This window comes from Arthrobacter sp. R4-81 (assembly GCF_054792365.1).
In genome coordinates, this window is sequence record NZ_CP096445.1 from 2,715,175 (window position 1) to 2,737,291 (window position 22,117).

Here is a 22,117-nt window from a genome sequence, read left to right on the forward strand (position 1 = left end):
TGACACGTCCAATATCCGGTCCGATTTTGTCAGCGCTGAGTCCGCTACTGGCAATAGGTTCAATAGGCGCCGGATGATCCTCATACAGGCGTAGGGAACCCATTTGCCTGTCCTTCGGAATTGGTGCTGATTAGGCCCAGCACAGTATCCAGAGCTACATCGAGGCGCTGGCTCACCTCGTCCCAAGCACCTGTAAAGCTGACAAGCTCTTTCGTTCCCATGCCTGAGGAAACCAGAAGCCACGTGACGGCCTCAATATCAACTTCGGGATTCAGCATTGCCAGATCCCTAGCGTCCGAAAGTTGGGCGAGGATAAAAGCCCGCCAAGTCCGATAGGGGTCGATATTGCGTTCAGGGAATTGCTCGTGTGATTCGATGGCCAAGCGCATACCCGCACGTACCACGGGCATTGTTTGCATATTGCGGCCTACGATTCGAAAGGTGTGCCTCAGGACGTCAAGAGGTTGGCCTTGGGCACGTAAAATGGCGACTTGTTGGGCGATACGCATGCTTGCCCCTTCGGCGTCGAGAATGGCGATAGCAATGCTGCGCATGTTTCCGTAAGTGGCTTCGACGTCACATAGCGGCAACCCGCCCTCAGCTGCCACATCATCAAGGCACACATCCAAGTATCTATTCTGCGTGAGTATCTGTGCGGCTGACTGAAGGATCAGCTCTGGTCTAAGAATTAGGTCAGAACCATTCATCTGGCTACACCACCTGTTAGGGCCATAGGGATTGTAGGATATTCATCCGCAGTCCCTTGGAGAGCCCCGCGCCGCTGACTCATCGTTCACCAATGTCGGTGGCTGCCCCGCAGACGAAAGCTAACGATGCCTCTGCCTGGACCCCATCGGAGGTTCGCGAAGTGACCCGAAGCGTGCGCAGGCGAGTATGACCTATGGTGATCTCAGAGTCCTGCTCGATACTTGTCCTTGCCCGATAGCGAAGACTGTTGGCTGTGGGCTGAAACGGCATCGAAATTCGCAATGTACGCATCCAAAGATTCCCCACTGTTGCTCTGTTGGTCTCGCAGACTCGATATACGAGGGCCTGAGTCAGTTGCCCCATGGTCACCAGATATTCAATGGCTGTGGGCGCAGGCCAGTACTGGGTCCCCAGCCCTTGAGGCGCCGCGCTCGTGACATGAGTATGGAGCAGCTCATGTTCAGATTCGATGGCGCGGCTGTCCGAACTGAAATTTGTAATTACTGAACGGGAGTCAGTGGGCCAGTAGCCTCCAGCATAAACGGATCTCGGAAACGCAACGGTAGGCGTTGGGGTCAGATTGGTGTTGGAGCACCGTCCTTTTACAAGTTCTATACGGACGCGCATGTTTCCCACGGTGGCTTGCATTTCTGTGCTTTCCTGGAACCGGAGCGTGGGCAAAGCTGAAAAGGAAAGCGGTACCCGAGCGAGGTCTGTCCACGGCACTCTCCCTCCGCGAAGTTCCAGCTTCCTCACCCAACGATGCGGCATCAGGCTTGCCATCGAGGCGTCTTGATATTGGCGTTCAACTGCAAGTAAGGGGAGCACAACTGCGTCCACTGAACTGAGATGAGGCGCCCGCTCTGTCCCATCAGCATTGAGCGACCAATTTAGGGGATAGGCGACTTCTCCCCTCCACTTGTTCTCGCCGTTTCCTGGTGAAACCAGCGGCTCCTCGGAGACCACGTGACGAACGTTCCTGTAGCCCGCGCCAAAGTAGCGCCCCTCTGACGGCCCAAGTGCGTCTTCTAACAGCATCGAACTGGCGGCAGCCCCCAAGGTGCGCCCTCCTTCTTGTCCCCACAACCCTCTTACGGGCCGCATTTATTTACAGACTATCCTTTAAACAAAAGTAGCTTGTCCCGGTAACTCAGACGTGCTTCCCAAGGTTGATAGGCTCATCAGATGTCAATCAAGCGTGGCCGCCCCCAAGATCGTGAGATCGGAGATGCGCTGCGTCAGGCGGCTGAACGAGTTATGACCTCAGAGGGATTCTCAGGGTTGACCATTGATGGACTTGTCAGCGAGGTCGGCACCACCCGTCCGAGTTTTTATCGCCGATACCGAAACGTGGCCCATTTGGCGTTTGATGTGATCAGACATCGCTTCGGGACTGAGGCACAGGTCGACACCGGATCTTTGGCTGAAGATTTGCTCCGGCTCCAAAATGATGAGGTCGCCATGTTTGCAGATCCTCTGATGCGCAACAATCTTCCCGGACTGCTCGAATCCGTGCGCACCGACGCTCATGTCAGAGAGCTGTATGCTGAACAATTCATCCGACCGCGACGGGCGGTAGTTCTCGGTGTGGTTAGCGCCGCGGTGGAGCGGGGGGAGATATCGGGATCCGGCTTCGATATCGACTGGGTATGCGACCTGCTCCTCAGCCCTATTCTCACCCGGGCACTGCTCCCGGTGACAGGTGAAGGTCTTGGCGGCGAACTGGCCCGCCGTACCACTCAACTGGCGTTGAACGAACTCCAAGGGCATGTCGATTTCAGCTGAATGGCAAAGACCTCTAGCCATTCTAAGTCAGCTCCGACTTAGCCAGGAATTTCCCTCGGCGCTCCTCCGTCCCTTATTTCTTCTCGAAAATTCCTGACCCGCCGGTACGCAAGTGCATTCCGGCGCCTATTACCCAGCACTGACTCCGATATCAGAAGCCCCAACACATCCAACGACCGGTCAGTCCGGCCCATGTACGACCCGGCGCGAAGCGAGAAGTGTGGACATTGTCCACACATCTTTTCCGGCCCTATGCAGTTTGAGAGGGGCATCACCTGAGGCACAGATCTGCGCTAGATCGTTGCCGAGATCAGTCGCTGTCGGTGCCAGATGGAGGTGGTGCGGCATGAGCGAGGACTCGCAGGGCACGATGGCGGTGGTCTCACCTCTCACACGCATTCATGGCCGGAAGCCTGGGGAATGGGTGACCACAGTCCAGCCGGCAGGTAAATCAATGAGGAGATGCTTCATGACTGCTGCTTGTCGTTCTGATGATCCATCATCGCTGGGCCGGGCTGTCAGTTCCAGAAGTCGACTGCACAAAATGTCAGAAGTCATCTGCACACTTCATTTTCAGAACCCGCACCGCCCATCGACCCGATCACTGCAGCCCGACTCCTGGGCTTATTCCTACGGGAATCCGTCATCGTCTGATGTTCCCTCGCGCTCAATTCGAACAGGATCGGCGTGCACGCGTCCCTCGTTTGGGAACAGGAGTACCGAGCAGAAAGGACCTTTGTGCAGAGGGATACCGACAAGCCAGCGTTCAGAAGTCTTCACGACCCCCGAAAACACGGGAAGGTTTGTGCCGTCACCTTCTGAAAGTGACAACCGGGCAGTGAAAAGCTGCCCCAAAATTTGGCCCCGTACAACTCTTCATTGTCACGGGTTCTGTGCCGGAGGAGACTTGAGGCGACGGCATCCCATCTCGGGCCGCCCGCGGGGCCACCCGGCTGCGGGGCCTCACAGTAACCCTGTAGCGGCTTGGTGGATCGATGAGCTCCATGACACCCCTCGAAGGTGAAGGTGTGGAAGCGAGCAGCGGGGTGTGGAGTCGTAAATCAGGGCGTAAGCGGGTAGCGGCGCTCATTATCAGCCTGGGATTGACGTTTTGGGTCGGCGGCTGCACCTATGAGGAGCCGGATGGGGAGAGGCCGCTTCCCGGTTCGGCCTTTCCGGTGCCTTCGACTTCGGAATCTGAATTATCTGATGCCGCACGCGAAGGCTGGGGCCCTGATGCCCTGTTCTACACGGATGCGGGAAACCTATATGTCGGGGAAAACAGATGGCCACCGGCTCGCGTGGCGTCATTCACAACGACATCCACTGGTGTGGTCTATGTGGATGCCGAGACGTCGAGGCTTCTTTGGGCAGACTGGGAACACGGCAGCAGGGAGCTCGCCTGGATGGAACCCAAAGAAACCCGCGCGGGCCGTCAATGGGGCGAGTTTCGGGACATTCGGGACATAGTCGGTAACCCCAGCCATGACCTGGTCTCTTGGGTCCAAAGGGGCGCATACAGCGGGGACATCGTCGTCGTCCGTCCAAGCACCGGGGAGGTGCTCGCCCAGGCACCAATCCCGTCTCTACCCGCCGAAAAAAGTGTGGTTTACGGATCAATCGATGATGCCGCCGTCTACTACGCAAGCTCCCCAGGTGGAGGGGCCACCGGGGATGTGTGGGTTTGGCGGTGGGCCGCCGGCGAAGTTCCTCAACTGAGCGACCGGCCCGTTGCCGATGTCAGCGGAGACATTTGGGCGGTGGAGAGGGAGGATCGCATCGATTTCGAGAACGCTGACGGAACTGTCTTGTCATCGGTCCACTCTTCCTATGGAGACCGGACGGCTTTCGGCAGTGCCCTCAGCCCTGGTGGCCGGTTTTGGTACGCCCCGGCCTATGACCTGATCGTCGAGACGGCGACCGGGGCAGCGGTCAAGATCGAACGCGGTTTCAAGCAGCGCTACGGCTGGGCCGGGCCTGAAGAGTTGAGCCTGATCGGCCCGGGTATCTCGGTTTGTTCAGCAATAACGGGAACATGCGAGGAACCATTCAAGTCCATGAACGCGACGAGCTACACCCACCACTTCGGACTTCCACTCAACTAAGAGACCGGGCTAACCATCCCTCCCAAAAGCGTTAAGCAGTATTCAAAAACGGTCGAATATGGCGCCTTGGCGCATCTCGCCTCTACTTGCACACCAGCGCCCGCGTTCGCTTCTGACTTGCGGAGATCTAATCGCTGGCAGGGACGTTTTCTCCTGCCCGTTCGCGTGGCCCCTTGTTTACAGGTTTAGAACAGCGTTATGCCTGACACAAGACGAACCTGAAACCAGAAGTCCCGCTTACCGGCGGTGCCGGGAATTCGCCGCGTCCACGGATTTCGCCCAGAGAGCCACAACAGGATCCCCAGAGGGCGGAGCGCTCCCTTGTAGGATCCCGACGGTCGCGCCGATCGGCCGGCTATTGACCACCGGGCATCCCGTGAGGAACATGAGGATTCTGGCAGGTATGGCCGATTCCCGGCGCAAATGCCGGCAGGCACAAAAGGATCTGATGCCATGGCGGGATTCCGGCTTCAACCACCGTTCCTGCGGCTGGTGGCATTCACGGCCGCAGCGGCGATGATCGTTGGTACTGGAGGCTGCACACCGGCTCCGAATCCGCCCGAGCAGCCATCTGCATCCCCCAACCCCTACTCGGAACTTGAAATATTCGGCAAGGCCATGATCGAACGCGGCGCACCAGCCGTCCTGATCCACGTCAGGAAAGACGGCCAGGAATGGTCCCAGGCGATCGGCGTCCGAAACCTGGAGAGCAAAGAACCCGTGCAACTCTCAGATCCTGTAGAAATCGCCAGCGTCACGAAGTCCATGGTTGCCGTGACTGTCCTAAAACTTGCTGAGGAAGGCAAAATCAAACTAGATGACCCGGTCCGCAAACATTTGGCCGACTTCGATGGCCTCATGCGTCCTCCCGGGCCCATCACCATCCGCGAACTCCTGAACCACACATCAGGGATGCCGGAGTACACCCGGGACGTGTTCGCATCCAAGCCCCTGAACGAGGTACTTGGTACGAGGCTAAGCCTCACAGAACGGCTTTCCTCGTCTGCAAAAACGCCGTGGACGAACGGCCCTGTCCCGGAGACCGATTACTCGCACTCGAACTACGTTGCGCTGGGAATGCTGGTGGAAAAGCTTCGGGGGCAACCCATCGGCGACGTCATAAAGACGGACATCATTGAGCCACTGGGATTGAAGGGGACGTCCATGACAGCAGCTGGACCGCCACCCCCGAACATGGCCCACGGTTACCTACTCATAGACGCCAAGCTAGTGGATGTTACATACCCCGCGTACCAAATTGGCTCACCGTCAGGCGGTATCGTTTCCACCGTTTCGGACCTGAACACGTTCTACAGGGCACTAATGCAGGGCGAACTCCTGAAGCCAGCCACCGTTGACGAGATGAAAGGAGCCGACGCTTCCTTCTATGGATTGGGCCTGTGGCGCTGGAACGACGCCTGCACGAACGGCTTCGCCTTCGGCCACCCGGGCGACATCCTCGGATACGGCACCGCCTCTATGACCAGCGCCGACGGCAACCGCCAAGTGAGTATAGCCATCACCTATCCGCCCGCCCCGTACGTCGAAGGCGGAGAAAACCGGTTGGACGCGGAAATCGTGGATATCGCGCAAATGACCCTCCGCGACATGTGCTGATCCGCTGGTCGGAGCGCACTTAGGCAAAGGGCCCCATCATCCGCCGCCCTCGGATGATGGCCATGGCTGAACGAATGCAGCTTTACGCACGCGCCGTTAGCAGAATGCAGAAACTCGACGACAAACACCGTGACGGACGGCAGAGGGGCCTTGAAGCTCCCTAATCAATTGGGCTTTCATGCCCCGCTGTCCAAGAACCGTCGGCTCGCCAGTCGACGGTCCCGAGCGACCCCGCGCCCCGAGGCCTATGACAAGGAAGGCCCCTCGGACGAAGCAACAGCCTCCGTCAGAACTTTGCTCGGCGGTAGTCATGTCGTTCGACCCATGTGCCGTCAACGAACGCTTGTAAGGCTAGGAGAGCGGAGCAAGCCAACCGTGACCAGGTGCTAAAAACAGACATAAGTGTGGACAATGTCCACACCCACTTTGGCAAGACAAAGCGAGCACATAGGGCTTCTGCGAACGTCTAAGACGAGCCCCCAGAAGACTTTCTTACCAAAGCCGACGCAGTCATGTTGTGCCCGCAACCCCAAACCATGAATAGGCGTTGGCCACCCACGACCAACCCAACAGAACCGACAGGAGGAACCACGCAACCGCTCCACAGCAGGCGGAGGACCCACCAGCCAGGACCCTGACCCCGCCACCCACACATCTATATAAGCCACCGCGTATATAAGCCACCGCGGCGGCCAGGCCAGAGCCCGCGTACCAGCGTCAGAGGGAACGCCCCAAAGCTTTGTACACACGTTAAAGCAAAAATCCCCTCCGACGAGGGGATCTGCTGTGCCCGAGGTGGGACTCGAACCGCATTCCAGCCCCTGCAAACACTGCGAAGTTCCGAAAACATACCGAATACGAGCCAGTCCGGCCGATGTACGACCCGATCCGAAGCCAAAAGTGTGGACATTGTCCACACTTCTTTTTTGCCCAGTTGGTACATCCATTTCGACTGCCGCACCCCTCCGGAGGCGCGGCAGTTTCATGCCAGCCCCATGCTGTTTGAGATGGGCATCACCTGGCGCACAGACCTGCGCTAGATCGTTGCCGAGATCAGTCGTTGTCGGTGCCAGATGGATGTGGCGCGGCATGAGCGAGGACTCGCAGGGCACGATGGTGGTGGTTTCACCTCTCACACGCATTCATGTCCTGAAGCCTTGGCAATGGCATGACCAGAGTCCAGCCCGCAGGTAAACCAATGAGGAGATGCTTCATCGCTGCTGCTTGCCGTTCTGATGATCCATCATCGCTGGGCGGGCCCTCTCCGCAACCAGGGCGCTCCCGGGCCGGCCCCGATCAAAAACTTCGCTCTGCGCTCCTCCTTCGCTTATTTCCTCACGAACTTTTTAATCGGACCCGGTTCCCCAAGTTGCACTCCGGCCCCTCATGCCCAGCGGCTGGTCCCCTATCCGAACGATGCCCAAATCCAACGACCGCCAACAGTTCCAAACGAGGTCGAAGAGCGCACCCCACGACATATCATCTATTGGCGTTCGCAAACCCCGGGAGTAGCAGTAGCTGCAAGAAGTCCAGGTCTGATGAAGAGTGGAGTGCCTCAATACATACCTAGACCGCTTGGAAGAGATCTGCAGGGCTCTGGACCCCGAAGTTTCGACTGCAACAAACTAGTCGAGGAAGTAGGCGATAACCTTCTCCTCGGAGTCCAGAATTTCGTCTGAAGCCACGCCGACTCCTCGTGCGAGCTCGACCGATCCAAAGAGCGCGGCCTCCACGTCAGGCGAGAAGGCTCGTTCAAGCAATCCGAGAAAGCCGGACATGCCTTGGTCCAACTTCTCTATGAGCTCCTGGTACTCGGCGCTGAGCTGCTCGTCGAGCACGCGCTGCTCGTCGAGATAGCCCTCGATCAGCTCGGCCTCTCGCTTCGAGAGGGACGATGCGACCGCCTTGTACATTAAGGTGCCAACCGTGTTGCCGATAATGGCGCCGAGGACTGGAACTGGGATGAGCGCCTGGCCGGCAAAAGAAGACAGTGCGCTCACTGCGGCTTCCAGGGCGACGAGCTCCGCGTTCTCAATGAACTCCAGCTGGTCGATCTCGCCACAGCGGAGCTTATTCGCCTGCTCTGCGACACCGAAGGCGGCGGTGACGATTGAGCTTGCGACAGCTGCTGACGTGGCGGTGAAATTCGTCAGCGCGTAGATGCTGAGGCCTCGCACTCCGCCTTTGACGAAGCTGAAGCCGGTCTCCCCTGCGATGTCGAGCCAGTCCTGCTCGCTGAACTCTCTGAGCCGCTTGCCTTCCCGACGCTTGGCGACCACTGCGAGCACGAAAGCTGTCCCGCCCTCAATCAGGGCAGCTGCAACTGTGGCCGTAGCTCCTTCTTGCAGGTTTGGCAGACTCTCCCGATAGGCGTTGCCACGAAGAGACTGGTCGGTAGAAAGGAGGGAGGTTTCCTCGGCCGCCATGGTCGACTCGTAAACGCCCCTTTGTACCTCGTGGTACTTGAGCGTTGATGGTTCGAGCGCTTCAAAGCCGATCGATCCCTCTTGGAAGAACGCATCGATCCGTTGCCAGTCCTTGAAGGAGGGGCCGTCGCCGCTGCGCGACAGGAGCTTTCCTGCTTCTTCGGGCGGCATAGAGTACAGCTTCTTGATCACCTCGAAGTGATCAGCGGGGATCTGGTACTTCCCGCCGTTCTGCACGTAGTCGGGATACCTCTGGAGGTGCTCAGTGAGCGCTCCTAGTGAAAAGCCCGCTGCGACGAACTTCTGCTGGATCTCCACGCCGCTGCGGAGCAGGTCCACGGGTCCGTTGTTGTTCACCCATTGGTGGACGGGCTCATGGCCGAGGATCTGTTGCCGGGCATTGCTGATACCGACCTCGGCGATTTCGGCGATGAAGCCGTGCATCCCGTCCTGTCCGCCGCGATTGGCGGTGACCACTTCGAGGTCGATCTTCCTGATAGCTTCATCGATGCTGGTGAGTGCGTTCAGGAGGTTCTCGTCCTGCTGGCGGAATGAGCTCAGTAGGTCGTCAATGCGGAGTTGATTTAGGTAGTTCACCCATGAAGCGACCGCCTGCTCCTGGTTGCTCCCGATGAGCTTCGGCATGTCAGTCATCAGGTGCGTCCCGCTCGATGCGCCGACTTAGCAGGGCTGCGCACGACTTCGTGTTGTTCACGAGGACTCCCAGCCTCTTCTGGTGGGAATCGGAGAGCGAAAGGAAGTTTGCGCCAAAGTACGGCAGTGCGTCCCGGTAGCCATTCACCAGCTCTACGCGAAGCGTGGTTGTCATCTGGAGGAGGTCGTCGATCTGTGCATCATCGCTTTTGAGCGTCGCAGAGTTTCGCTTCACTGCAGCAAGCGCCTCCTGCTTTGCCGCCAGATTGTCGAACTTTTTCTTGGCGAACAGCGCGATTGACGCGAGGAGGGTGGCTCCTGCGACCGTCCATCCGATGGGGCCGGCCAGCGCCAGTAATGCGCCGCCGGCCGCGGTGCCTCCACCTCCGGCAGCCAAGGCGCCGCCTCCAAGCCAGGCAAGAGCGGCGTTGCTCGCAGCGGCTCCGGAGAGAGCGGAGATAGCGGTACCAGTTGAGGCAGTTCCGAAAGTGGTGGCGACCCACATGGCGGCCGTTGGCGCTACGCTCGCGACTGCAGCTCCCGCGGCAAACCCAGCGCCCGCGCCGGCAGCAGACTGCTGGGCAGCTTCGAGATCCTTCCGGGCGAACTCCTCCGCATCCAGGAACTCGGCTTTGTGGACGCCGATCTCACCGAAAGACGTCTCGAACGACTTTGGGGTGTTGGCGATACTGTTCACCAGCAGCTCGACGAACTCGATCAGGTCCGCTGACCGTTCGCGCTGGCGCAAGAGCGAAAGTCCCCTGTCGCTCATCGCGGCGAAGGCCACGTTGTACTCCGCTATAGCCTCCTCGTAGGCGTCCGGCGCCTTCGCTGCCATTTTATCGACTGTGTCTTTGGCGGCTTCCTTGACGCTTTCAACCTGCTCGATGATCTGCGTCGACGCACTTCGCAAGGCCTTGCCAATGCCCTCTATGGCCTTGTTTACGTCGAACTGTTCAGCCATCGTTATCCCCCAACTCGATTGCGGTTCGCTTCTGAGAAGAGATTATCTACCGCCGGTGACAAAGTGGACGTACCGGCTCGCCACATTGCCCTGTGCTCACATCGTGAATGAGATGCAGACCGCTGTTATCAGCGAGCGTCAGGGCTCGTCGATGAACCAGGCTGCGCCGACCCGGTTCAGATTGCGACCAACAATCGACCACAATTTGAGCCTCCGCAACAAGCCCGGCTGGTCATTGGCCCACAAATGGGCATCCGGGAAATACGGTATGAATGTGTCAGGCAACTTCAATCAGCCCGGAAAGTGGACCAATGGCAGCTACAGATGATTCACCAGCGAAGTTCAAGTCGCTTCCTCAGGAAGCGGGCTACGTCAACGTAGCTGTCATGGTCGATGGTACGGACCTAACGCCGGAGGCCGACGATCTAGCCGCCATATGCGTCACCTACTTAAACGACAAGGCGCGTATTCCAGCGATTCGTTGTGGAGTATATGGCATCGGGGCAGCGACTGGAGTAGTGCCAGGACTGAGCATGGCCTTGTTAAAGTTCCTGGTAGGGAGAGAACTTAAAAAGGTTCGGGATGGGTTCAAACGGAAGGGTCGGCTTTCCCTCAGACGTACGCTGCCAACTGCAACGATCCAGCTTACGGACCTGCGGAGTGTCAGCAGTGCAAACTTTCTTCAGCTCGTCGAGCTGCTGCCACGCTTCCAAAGTTATATCCACGATGAATTCCAAGGTCACGTCATCACCTACAGAGGCACTGGTAATCCGGACCTGAAACCTCATTCCACGTTCGTCGTTGATGACATCGATATTTCCGACAAGCTGCTGCAGTTGTGGGACGGCTACCTTAGGGAAAATTCTGACAAGGAATCCATCGCACTTGGAGTTAGGGCTGGACGATGGGGTCAGCCCGAACCTTACTGTTCGGTTTATCCCTCAGAGTGGGATGTTCAGAAAGCGGCTGATGCCTCAAGGCCATCGCGCCCTGACTACCCAGGCTTGTAAAAGCGACAGTTACGGCGTCCACGTGGACGCGGTTCAAGCTCAGTCCTAAACACTGCCGAGGTGACGGAAGCAGCGACAGCGCTGGTGACCAATCTGATAAGAAATGCGGTGCGCCATGCTCCGCGACAACACCGCCTATCAGCCTCATTTGAAGCCCATCTAGACCGACCGCTTTGTGACTTGGCAAACTAGGGCCATGGCGGACGATAAAACCACGCGCGAACAGGCTGCGCCAAATGATGGCGACGAGGTGGCGGTGGTTAGCCCCTACGCCGGTGGTGGTGGGGGCAGCACTCTTGGTCATCGGGTCGCAACCAGTTACCTTGCCGACATGCTACTCGGCGCAGGCCGCCAGGAAACCGATGAGCTGCCGGTCGTTCAGCTTGCCTTCCAGACCAACCCCACGGATCCTGTTGATGATCTGCGGATAGAGGCTGAAAGGGGCGAAGCCCGGGTTGTTGTTCACGTCGCCGCCCGGCGTGCCCCGAAGTTCATCAAGAGCCATAAGAAGACTGCGGAGCTCGTCGGGGCGCTCCTGGATCAGGTCGAAACCTTCAGCGAGGACGAGCGCGCATACGTCGCGGTGGCCGTTGCAGGGATGACACCTGCACAGAAGGAGGTCCAGCTCCTCGCCTCCCTCGCGCGGGACAACGCGACCGAGGCCGAGTTCCACCTTCAAGTACACGAGCCGAAGCGTCACGCTGGCCACGCAAACCGATACGACCATCTGACCGGGCTGGTGAAGACGGCTCGCCCGAAGACAACCCAAGACGAACACCGGAGCCTTGTCTGGTCGCTTCTCAGGCGACTCTGGATCCTAAACTTCCGCGTCGAGTCCGACGACGAATCGGATTGGGTGGATATAGGCAACCGGCTGAACCCACTCGCGCGGCCAGGAAAAAGTGGTTCTGATGTCCGCAACGATCTCCAGTCGGCCGGGGCCTCTCAGTTCGATCAGAAGGGCTCGGTGGCTGATCTTCCCCTACTTCGACGCAAACTCCACTCCGTACTAGCACCCCATGCCGGAAGATCAAAAGCTTCATGGGCGCAGCTCGATGTCGAACAAAACTCTGCAATGGTTGCCGTCCGCCACGACTTGCCGGATGGGGTTTACCTCCCGCGCACGAAGCTGCGGGAGACTGTCCAAGCTGAGCTCGTTCTCGCCGGGACGACCCGAAGGGCAGCCCTGATTACGGGTGAATCAGGAACCGGCAAGAGTGCTCTGACGCTGTCGGCCGCCTCGGCGCTTGCCGCAGCCGACGACGACTTTCAGTTTGTCGTCCTCAACTTGCGGAGGACCCGCGGCAGCGTCGCGGCGTTGTCATCGGACCTCGGTATGCCGCTCGCCGACTTACTCAGCGAGATGTCGGCACCATCGCGCCTCCTCATCGTCGACGCAGCGGACGCAACAATCGAAGGACGTGCTCCGCTCCTGCGAGAACTCGCGGACGCCGCACATGCTGCCGATGTCGGCCTGATCCTGATCGCCGCCGACACCGCCGCTGAGGATGCCGCCGGCACACTAATCGGCATCTACTCGAAGCCTCGGAAGTTCGAGGTCCCCGGGCTCGACGACGCTGAGTTACATGTCGTACGAGAGGAGGTACCGGCAATCGCCGGCGCGCTCCGCAACCTGCCAGCCAAGTCGCTGTATCGGCGGTTGGCGATCGTTGATCTTCTAGCTCGGACCGGCAGCACGGTAACTACGCCCCTGGATAACTGGGGCTGTCTTGAGCTGATTTGGAAGAACCTCATCGGCCGCGCAGCAGGCGGGAGTTCAGCGACAGCGCGTAGCGAAGCCCTGGTGGCTATGAGCGAGGCCGAGCTCGAACTGCCGGAGGCCCAGAGAACCTCCCCTCGCCCTGACCATGCCGCGCTCGACGCTCTGCGGGCCGACCTCTTGGTGGCGCCAGAGAACCTGCGCAAAGCCGAGCTTGAGTTCGCGCACGAAGAAGTCCGTCGCTTCGCGACAGCCGTCCGCTTGGTACGGTCACCATCCATCACAGAAACCTTGAAAACATCCGGACCCATGCGATGGTCGATGTCCGCGGCCAAGCTCGCATGCGAAGGCAAGCTCACCGGTGCGGACGATCCCAATGCTGAGCTTGCGGCACTGATGGCCCAGTTCGACGCCCTCGGTGACGATTCCACGGCCCGCTGGAAGGACGTACCGCTTGAAGCTGTACTTGAGATGCCGAACGCGTACGACCTTCTCCGGTACATCCTTGACGCAGGTGCCGCCGATTCGGACGACATTCTCGCGACCTTCGTCAGAGTCGTTTCGCTCCATCAGCGGCACGAAAACATGGTCGACGTGCCACGCGGTGAGCCGGTCGTGCGCCTCCTGATCGAGGAGGTCAACGAGCTGTGGCACCAGGACGACGAAGTGTTCCGTTTTGTATGCGAATGGCTCAACTCCGCCATCGTGATCGGGTTGCCCACGGGCAACCCGACCCGGATGGCTCTAAGAGACCTCCTACTTGACCACTGGCGGAACCACCACCCGCCGACCGCTCCCGTAGAAAGCTCCACGGAGTCGAAGGAAGAGGTCGTGTTCAACGTCTTTGTCGGCTACACGAACAAGAGTCGACGCCAAAGTACCCTGAACTGGCAGATTACCCAGGAGCGGTACATCCAGTTGGTCGCGCTCCTCGGCCCAGATATCAACGAGGATGTACGCGCCTGCCTGTCCGAGGTGGCTGAACACTCGCCGTCGAGACTCCAGCCGGCAGTCGACCTCGACTGGAGCGCATGGAGCCTCGGTTTGTACGACCCCAAGTTCCTCCTCCAGCTCACCGAGGCCTACTACATCGACAACCGGGGCGGTAGCGGCTCGAGCCTATGGAACGGCATACGCGACCACCAGACACGCGGCTTCCAAAGTTTGAGCAACCACGGGTATGGGTCGTTCTGGGTTCTGATGCGAATGAGTCAGCACAAAGACTGGGTTCCGGTCGTGAACCGGATACTGAACCATGCAGCAAACATCCGTTGCCTCGCTGAGGACGGCTCAGGAGCTGTCGCTGCCGGCTCGAAGTTCACGCTTGGGATCGACGGCACCGAGCGAGCCTACGTCGGAGACAGCAACGTCTGGGGATGGTACCGAGGCAATACCAATGGGCCGTACCCGTGCATGAGCGCACTCCAGGCGGTCGAACGGTGGGTCGACCGCATGGTCGCCGACGGGGCTGCGATTGGAAATGTGGCGACAGTGCTGTTGAACGGATGCGAGAACCTGGCCATGCCTGCACTCATTGTCGGCGCCACCATTCGTCACTTAGCCGACGACCCGAAGGTGCTTGATCGCTACCTTGTCGAGCCGCTCGTGTGGGATTTCGACTCCATCCGAGCAACTCATGAGACCGTTGGATTCATGCGCGCGCCCGATGACGGCATCACAAATCCCGAACGACGTAAGTGGTACCTGCGCGACATCGTAGGGTTCCTTGCGGTAACCGCCGGCCCAGAGCGCCAACAAGAGCTCAGAGACTTGGGCACTAAGCTAGTCGCTAACGCCGCCCAGTTTCACGCTGGCGAATCCACCGTCCAGCGCTGGGCAGCCGCGCTCGACTCAGGCAACATGACGACCCAGCCCACAGAGGGCGGAGTCCTCATCTCGGTCAAGGAGCCCAGGATCATTGAAGAAGAGCTCGCTCCGCTGCGAGCCGACATGGCCCGTGGCAACCTCCTCATAGGGCTCCAGAACAAGTACTGGATTCCGGCACGACAGCAGAAAGAAGGTTGGACGCCGCCAACTCCGGCTGAGATTGCGGATGACCTAGCACTGGTCAAGGAGCTGCACGACAACCCACCTGCATTCGCAGCATCCGACCCGTTCCTCGCACTCGCCTACGTTGCATCAGCCGCAATCCGTAGCGCCGCGGAAGGAAATCCCGAAGCATTCGGCCAGAATAGTTCCTTCGCGATCACTTCCATCCTGGGCATCCTCGAAAGGGCTGCGCAGGACGCCGCAGGCGACAGCGACGCACTCAGGTTTGAGAACGACATTGGAACGCGAGGAGCCGCCGCCGCAGCCATCCCGCACCTGCTTCTTCCTGAACTTGCCGAACAACTCCAGAAGGCCGGTGCCACCCCGGACGATGTCGCCGCGGCGGCCTCGGCCCTCGGTCCACTCGCAGCAACGGACACCTGCCTGAGGTTCTCCCGCGCGTGTGACACCATCTGGGAGCATCCGTGCTCAGGGGACCCATGTCTGCATCTGACCGCCTACCAGTGGGTGCTCGACCTCGCCCGGCTCTGCGAAATCGGCGAGTTCGATGACGCGCTTCAGCAATTCCCCCAAGTCATGGTAACCGGCGACGTCATGGTTCGAATTCCTGTGATTGCACCGGAGAGGCTCGAGACGTCCCGCCTCAGTGCGACCATCCGCGCGCTCGGGCGCGCCTCCTCGTCCAGCGCCTGCGTCGCCGAGATCGCCCAACAGCACCTGGAAGCGCTCCTGAAGGCACAGGCACACGCCATGGTCACCCAGGAGCTTTCCGACGACGGCTACTTTGTTGACGACCGCGGCGCCCAGACTATTTCCGCGGCACGGGCACTGCTGCACATCCAGTCGCGCGCGGACCCAGTCGACGACCTGCTGTTTGAGTACGTCACGGCCCTTGCCCCTGCCAGCGACATGTTCAGCGCGTTCCTGCGGGACTTGGCCGCGGTCGGAGCAGAGACCCAAGAGCTCGCTGAGGCGGCGAGAGAAGTTTGGCCGACCCTATTCGCACACGTCCTCGACCAGGTGGAAGCGAACAGGGCCATCTACGACCAGGCAGTCGGCTTCAGTGACTACGCATTGAGCCACCTTCTTCCGAATCATCCTGGGACTACCCAGTCACTGCATGATGAGCTCGGCCACCACGCCTTCGAGTGGGTGAAACCCGACGATCTCTTGGACTTTATTCCTCGGTGGCTCCCATACTCGGCCGGCAGATCCTCATGCCTGCTCGAGCTCATCCGGTTCCTGCGCCAACTCCCAATCAACACGCAGTTGAGCAAAGGTCTGAGTTGGCTTGACGCAATGTGCCTTTCGCGGACGGACCGACAGCTCGTCTCCTATGCGCCGATGGACGAGTGGCTGGTGGAGATCAAGCCCGAGGCCGACGCACGAGGAGCTGGAAGCAACTGGCTCAACCTCGTCGACCGTCTGGTGTACGCAGGCAACAGGACCCTCGCAGAATACTCACGCTGAACAGACGAAAAAGTGACCAACGCAGTTCGGGCAAACAGCGATCGTCCAATCGCACGGCGTCTAGAGATCCCCGATTCGGAAGTAATCCGGAACGATGCCGCCTCCACGCGGAAGGCTGGCCATGGCAGCCTGATGCCCCACTCGACCGATCGCCAAATCGACTGCCTGGCACGTGGCAATCAACAGCTCAAGATCACCCCCGCCAAATCCCGCAATCAAGAGCGGCGATGACTGGCCCTCATTTTCCAACTGTCCAAGAATTCTTCCCCCCACGACAGAACGATGTGCCATACCCCGGGAAGCGTGCTGGACCCGTAGGTAGGGGCGGAAAACTGGAATTATGTCAGCGTACTGTCCAAGCGCCCGGTCGGCTGCCTGCATCGCCGACCGGAGCGCCGACGACGCCTCGTCGTGTTCATCGGCATCGTTAGAAGCATTGGCCTCGGCCATTCGCTCCTTGACGGCCGCAAGGGCGACGTTGGACGCTCGAAGCTTGTCCGCGGCCACCTGGGAACCGGCGCGTTGCAGCGTCATTTCTACGATTCTCAGAAAATCAAATGCCTCCCACGAATCGTCGAACTGCTGCTTTCCGGTAGCCAGATGTTCAACGAATATTGGCTCGAGGCGCTGAAACAGCAGCTTGGCTGGCGAATCTGCACTCGAGACTATAGTTTCGGGTGTCAGCGCGTCTCCAGCCAGCCTGACTCCCTCATGTGGGGCCGGAATCGGCATGCGAATGAGTGATCGAGCCAGTTCGTATCGTCCGGAGGCAACTGCCGCCACGCCTGTGGAGTATAAAAATTGGCCTGCGCAAATCATCTGGAGGCGAAGAACATCTGTGAGTCCACTTCCTCTGGCTTGTCCGGCGAACCTGGGAATTTCCGGAATCCACCAGCGGTCAGTGGACTCGCTCCCCCAGTAGGCTGCAGTGGCCAGCAAAGCAGTTGGCACGAAGGTTGCTTCCTCCACTCGCGCGACCATCGCGCGGTATCCGCCGTCGGGCGACTCTTCACCAGTGTGACTTTGAAGGAGATCGTTCTGATTTCTTAACCGGTCAAGCTCCTGCTTGATGAGATCGTGAAGCCCGATAGCGGTGGCTTTGCCTGAAAGATAGCGTTTGGCAGTGCCTACCGCGGCAGCTACGGCTAGAGGGTGCCTCGCAGCACGCTCCTTCAACGAGTCAACGGCGTCAGCCAAATTCCCCAAGGCAGCATCCGCCGTCGACGAAACCTTGACGGCGCCGAGCGCAGATCGTAGGCCCTGAGCCAATTCACTGAGGTCTCTCGGCTCAATCCAATACGGCGTGTAAATGCGACGAGGGCTACGACTCAGGGCTCGAACGAGTGCCGGATCGTACGATGCCGACCAGCCGACCAGCACGAACCCGTAGTCGAAAGTGATCCGATCCAGAAACTGATCGACATGCAATTCGTAACCGGCCAGTTCCTGCTGCGTGTTTCGCATCGCGGTCGGATTCAGGTAATCACCATGCAGGTGGACGACGAGAGCGTCGAGGGTATGGAGCGGCGGCAACCCGTGAATGTCAGAGGGATGGCTAACGACGACAGGTTCGATACCTTCCTCGCGGAGAGCCGCCTCCATCAACCTATCGAAATTGAGCGTCAGGACAATTCGGACCTCCCCGGACCGCACAAGCCTAGCTATCGCACGATGACCTTGCGTAGGTCGCTTCAGAGCTTGTTCACGCTCTTCCTCGTCCGGCTCGAAGAAACCGCGAAGAAGCTTCTGGCGTTCGACTTGTGTAGGCCCCAGCTTCTCCAACAAGGACTCGTACGACGGTTCAACACCAAACCGCTGGGCGTACCATTCGAACGGATCCGTCGGCGATTCGTTCTCCACGGCTGCAACCTTTTGGATCAGCTGTTCTTGGACAGCCCATGCAGAGGGAACTCCACTCGGTACTGAAATCCCCGCCCCAAGCACAAACGCGTAGGATCCAGGTGATGAGTGCATTGAAAAGGCCAAGCCGAGTAGCTGATCAAGCTCTGCGGTATAGGTCGAAGGCATGTATGTTCTCCTGGGAAGTTGCCGGAATAACCCCCACTGTAGCTATCGGCACGGACAACGAACCCCAGCATGCCAGCACGGCATGGTCCGCGGGCGCTAAGGCAGGAAGGCGGCATGAAGCCCCCGCAAGGAATGAGAGTTGCTTGGCACCCTGAAAGGGAACTACTAACACGCCGCAGGTTTACACCATGTCAAGCTTTGTCAACAGAAATTCGCTGGCATACATGTCGGCTAGTCCAAGGGACCGGTCATCGGTCGTGGTCACTGAACATTGGTCGTTGGTGGAACTAGGTGCTCTAGGCCGATTCGGGAGCAAGCACATCCGCGTCTTTCCACGCTTCATTTGCTTTCGCCGTCGTTAAGCCGTTCTCACTTTGAAACTGCATTTTCGTGTATCCACGATTCCGGGCTGTGACTGCTGCACCGGCGCGCAGGAGACGATCCTGGTCGGATACTGGATTGGAGAAAAAGCGTCCGTCACGCAGCAATTCTTTGACGCTCTCAGTGCTCACTTGAAGTCTCCGCGCAATTTCCCGGCTACTGAGTCCGAGGTTTTGAAGCTCTACAGCTCGATGACAGCGTGATAGTCGATTTTGGCGTGCCGCGGTGTTGAAGGCATTTCTGCCGTGGGCAGTGGTGGCGTTCGCTTTGGGCGCGGGGGCCACTTTTTTCGCCACAGGGGACCAAATCCAAGACGTCGTTTCGGTTTCCATAGGGGGCAGCCATTTGGCGAAGACGACAGGCAGCCGAGCGAGATCACGGACGGTGAGCTCAAATAGCCTCAAGTTGTGGCGTACGGCGAGCTGGCGTTTTTGCAGCATCTTCGCCGCATACGCCGGATCGTCAGGCAGTCCCCACAGTTCCACTAAAGTACCGTCTCCCAAAATCCAATCGGCTCTTCGGCGACCAGACCGATTGAAGTCCGCGTCCATTGGGTAAGGCGGTTCACGATCGTGTCTGATCTCAAACTGGTGCAAGAAGTCGCAGACGGCTTTCTCCCCCAAGGACAGACATCGATGACCGTCGCGTGCACGGACGAGTGTGCCTCGGCTCAATCGAAGTCCGGCTTCGGCTAAACCCGTTTTCTCGAGGAGGAGAGTCCATGGAAACTTTCCACGCTTGACGGCAAATTTCAGCAGTAGCAGCTTGTCGATGGTTTCTGGAGTTGCCGGGTGAGCCGGGTCGAGATGCAGGCGCTCCAATTGCCCCTCGAGCATCGGGGCATCGTTGAATTCGAGCTCTCCCAGTATTCTTAGGGCGGAGACCGCCCGCCCTCGATCCTCGAAGACTCCCATGAACGCAAACCCTAGGCATTGATGACAGTACGCTAGGGGTTCCGCGCAGATGGCCGCCTTAAATGTTGATCCGAGTTGCCCGCAGAGCCGGCAACTTTGCGCGCTGGCCTCTAGCTTGTGAACGCCGAATAGTTGTGTCCGCGCGGCCACAAATGGTTCGTGAAGTCGGAATGAGTTTGCTGACTCGGTCAGGGCTCCTTGCATGATTTGAAACTTTTGTGACTCAATGGCGCCCTTGGAGAGCAGCCGTTCCAGACCTGCGGCGTGCGCTGAGTCTGAAAGTTTCCGGATCATAGGCTTCACAGCCTTTTCCCTACGTCGTTCCAGCTTTTTCCGCAGCCCGTAGTTCTGTAGCTCGCGGAAGGAGACTTCATCGTCCAATGTCCAGGGTTTCCTTGGCAGGCCTACTTCTACGATCTCTAAGCCAATGCGTGCTGCATAGCAGAGAGCGGGGCCGACTAGCCGACTGTCTTCGACCCATAATTTGCGTGTTTTCGGATTGTATCGAGCCAACGTTGACGTTGAATGGAAGCGATAGACCTCCGGGTGCGGGTCGACCTGAAGATTTGGCTCCGCGGTTATAGGCCACTCTAACGATAAAGGGACTGCCGGTTCAGAAATTGATTTGGCGACATGTACGCCTTCAGCCGTGAGCAACTCCGTGACAAGGGCACGGTTTCGTTCATCTTCAAGGAGCAGGTAGCCGCGGACAACATGACCTATCAGCCGGTGAGAGACACGATCTCTAACGAGTAATTGGCGTCCGTCTTCTCTCATAGTTGCCGCCACTTCCAAGGCTCCAACGAGCCCCTGCACCGCTGGATATGTCAACAACGGCAATTGATTGTCGCTAGTCTCCTGTGAAGGCTGAGAGTGCTCCCGTGGCGGCGCTCCATCGTAGTCAAGAAATTTGTCGATGGCATTTGCCAATTCCTCTGGTTCCGTTAGATCCAGTTCCAGTCCGGTACGGCTTGCGATTTCTGTGCAACTGATTTCTCCACCCTCCGCGGCTTCCGAGAGATCGGGAAGCCGGGTCATACCGATCTCTCGCAGCTGGTGGTCGTAGAGATATCCGAAGAACCTGCTGTCCAGGTCCCCGCCGAAGCTGGCCGGTGCTGCAATTGCAACGGCATTTGGGTTGTAGTCGTTGTCGGGGCGATGAATCAAAGCAAGCTCCAACGGGAATCTCTCTCCCTGGCGCAAAGTCCGGCCTACAGTTCGCTCGATGAACGTACGGATCTTCTCGTCAGCATCGTTCCACGCGGCGAAGTGCCAGGCGACACCCCCGGGGGGCAGCACTGTCTTCCCGGAGATTAGCCTGATCGTGTAGAGGGATCCCTCCACTTGTGTCCTCTCTATGCCTGATGGGAGTGCCTGTGCTTAGGAGGGGCCAATGCCACCCCGCGCCCATTTGCGTGCCGCAACTGCGGAGGGAAGGTTCAAAGAACTCCGCTTTGTTCTCTGACCTGGCCATAGCCTCGCCCAATAGCGTTACATTCACATCGCCGTGATGCTACTGCCAAAGGGTCGGAACGGCTGGTCTTGAGCAAACATTGCGGCGCGCCCATACCTGGCATACGGCGACGGCCATAACCCTACGGCCGGACAATCCGCTGCATAGACAAAGAAAAGGAGCTCCACTGTTAGCACAAGGAGTGCGAGGTCCCCCACCACCCAACTATCGCCGACTCCGATTGCACTAACCTGCATTTTGAATAATCCCTTCGCGATTGTCAGTTAAGCCCGATTCTCAGTTAAGGCTGCCCCGCAATTCAATACTTCAAGCTTCCGCGTAATTTAACATCATCTGACGTCATTGATTGTGACCAATCAGGCTCATCGTGTAACCCGGCTCGCGCTCATGATCAGCCTCATGTCGGCTGCACAGGCCGAGTCTGCGATACCGGCCAGCCCCTCGCCTTCTAGGAGCCAACGTCCGGCAAAGCTGCGACAACGAGGAAGAAGCGCACCAAAGCACCGTCCTTTCGGCTTTAGTCGTAAAACTCGGGCTTCGGTCGTGACAGGCCTGGCCAGACATCGTCACCATTGATTAGCCGGCAGTGCCTGTTGACGCCTTCAACGAGTCTGTCCGCGAACCTGACTGAGTCGCTTCGTCCGGCAACTCGGGAGACGACAGCTTCGAGCGCCACAGGGATTGAGGTAATCAGTTCCCTGCCCAAGCCGCAGACGAGTTCCGGGTACAGGTCGGACTGATCAACCCTAAGGGCAAAGCAAACAGCGTTTTTTACGAATTTTCCGCACAGAATGGTGTTTCGTTCGTCAAACGCGTTAGTGTTTACCCTGTAAGCACTCAGACGAAGGGCC

General features: G+C 58.7%; 11 protein-coding genes. 5 read left to right on the forward strand and 6 right to left on the reverse strand.

Annotated elements, in window-relative coordinates:
- Positions 1–80 precede the first annotated feature (80 nt).
- Positions 81–623, reverse strand: coding sequence for a hypothetical protein (locus tag M1E05_RS12770; RefSeq protein ID WP_461165240.1), 543 nt, complete (start codon positions 621–623; stop codon positions 81–83).
- Between the two features lie 163 nt (positions 624–786).
- Positions 787–1,812, reverse strand: a complete 1,026-nt coding sequence (locus M1E05_RS12775; protein ID WP_461163168.1) for an AvrD family protein — start codon at positions 1,810–1,812, stop codon at positions 787–789.
- A gap of 81 nt (positions 1,813–1,893) precedes the next feature.
- Here M1E05_RS12775 and M1E05_RS12780 point away from each other — a divergent pair, with 81 nt between their 5' ends.
- The 3 genes from M1E05_RS12780 (at position 1,894) to M1E05_RS12790 (ending at position 6,215) form a co-directional block, all read left to right on the forward strand.
- Positions 1,894–2,493, forward strand: coding sequence for a TetR-like C-terminal domain-containing protein (locus tag M1E05_RS12780; protein ID WP_458114336.1), 600 nt, complete (start codon positions 1,894–1,896; stop codon positions 2,491–2,493).
- A 1,004-nt stretch (positions 2,494–3,497) separates the two neighbouring features.
- On the forward strand, positions 3,498–4,598 hold the full coding sequence (locus M1E05_RS12785) for a hypothetical protein (RefSeq protein ID WP_461163169.1): 1,101 nt from the start codon (positions 3,498–3,500) through the stop codon (positions 4,596–4,598).
- Between the two features lie 453 nt (positions 4,599–5,051).
- Entirely contained in the window at positions 5,052–6,215 is a 1,164-nt protein-coding gene (locus tag M1E05_RS12790; protein ID WP_461163170.1) for a serine hydrolase domain-containing protein, read from the forward strand.
- 1,625 nt (positions 6,216–7,840) lie between these two features.
- Here the strand turns inward: M1E05_RS12790 and M1E05_RS12795 are convergent.
- Together M1E05_RS12795 and M1E05_RS12800 are read right to left on the reverse strand one after the other, a co-directional pair.
- Positions 7,841–9,295: a hypothetical protein gene (locus M1E05_RS12795; protein WP_461163171.1), complete on the reverse strand. Its 1,455-nt coding sequence runs from the start codon at positions 9,293–9,295 to the stop codon at positions 7,841–7,843.
- Positions 9,288–10,259 carry a hypothetical protein gene (locus M1E05_RS12800; protein ID WP_461163172.1) on the reverse strand — a complete coding sequence of 324 codons (972 nt, stop codon included), beginning with the start codon at positions 10,257–10,259 and terminating at the stop codon, positions 9,288–9,290. Before M1E05_RS12800 ends, M1E05_RS12795 begins: the two co-directional genes overlap by 8 nt.
- Positions 10,260–10,570: 311 nt before the next feature.
- Here M1E05_RS12800 and M1E05_RS12805 point away from each other — a divergent pair, with 311 nt between their 5' ends.
- Both M1E05_RS12805 and M1E05_RS12810 read left to right on the forward strand, forming a co-directional pair.
- Entirely contained in the window at positions 10,571–11,269 is a 699-nt protein-coding gene (locus tag M1E05_RS12805; RefSeq protein ID WP_461163173.1) for a hypothetical protein, read from the forward strand.
- Between the two features lie 196 nt (positions 11,270–11,465).
- On the forward strand, positions 11,466–16,469 hold the full coding sequence (locus M1E05_RS12810; RefSeq protein WP_461163174.1) for a hypothetical protein: 5,004 nt from the start codon (positions 11,466–11,468) through the stop codon (positions 16,467–16,469).
- A gap of 60 nt (positions 16,470–16,529) precedes the next feature.
- Here the strand turns inward: M1E05_RS12810 and M1E05_RS12815 are convergent, their stop codons facing one another.
- Both M1E05_RS12815 and M1E05_RS12820 read right to left on the reverse strand, forming a co-directional pair.
- Positions 16,530–18,329 (reverse strand): SIR2 family protein, encoded by a 1,800-nt coding sequence (locus M1E05_RS12815; protein WP_461163175.1) that lies wholly within the window; start codon positions 18,327–18,329, stop codon positions 16,530–16,532.
- 464 nt (positions 18,330–18,793) lie between these two features.
- Positions 18,794–21,136 carry a hypothetical protein gene (locus M1E05_RS12820; RefSeq protein WP_461163176.1) on the reverse strand — a complete coding sequence of 781 codons (2,343 nt, stop codon included), beginning with the start codon at positions 21,134–21,136 and terminating at the stop codon, positions 18,794–18,796.
- Between the last annotated feature and the right edge of the window lie 981 nt (positions 21,137–22,117).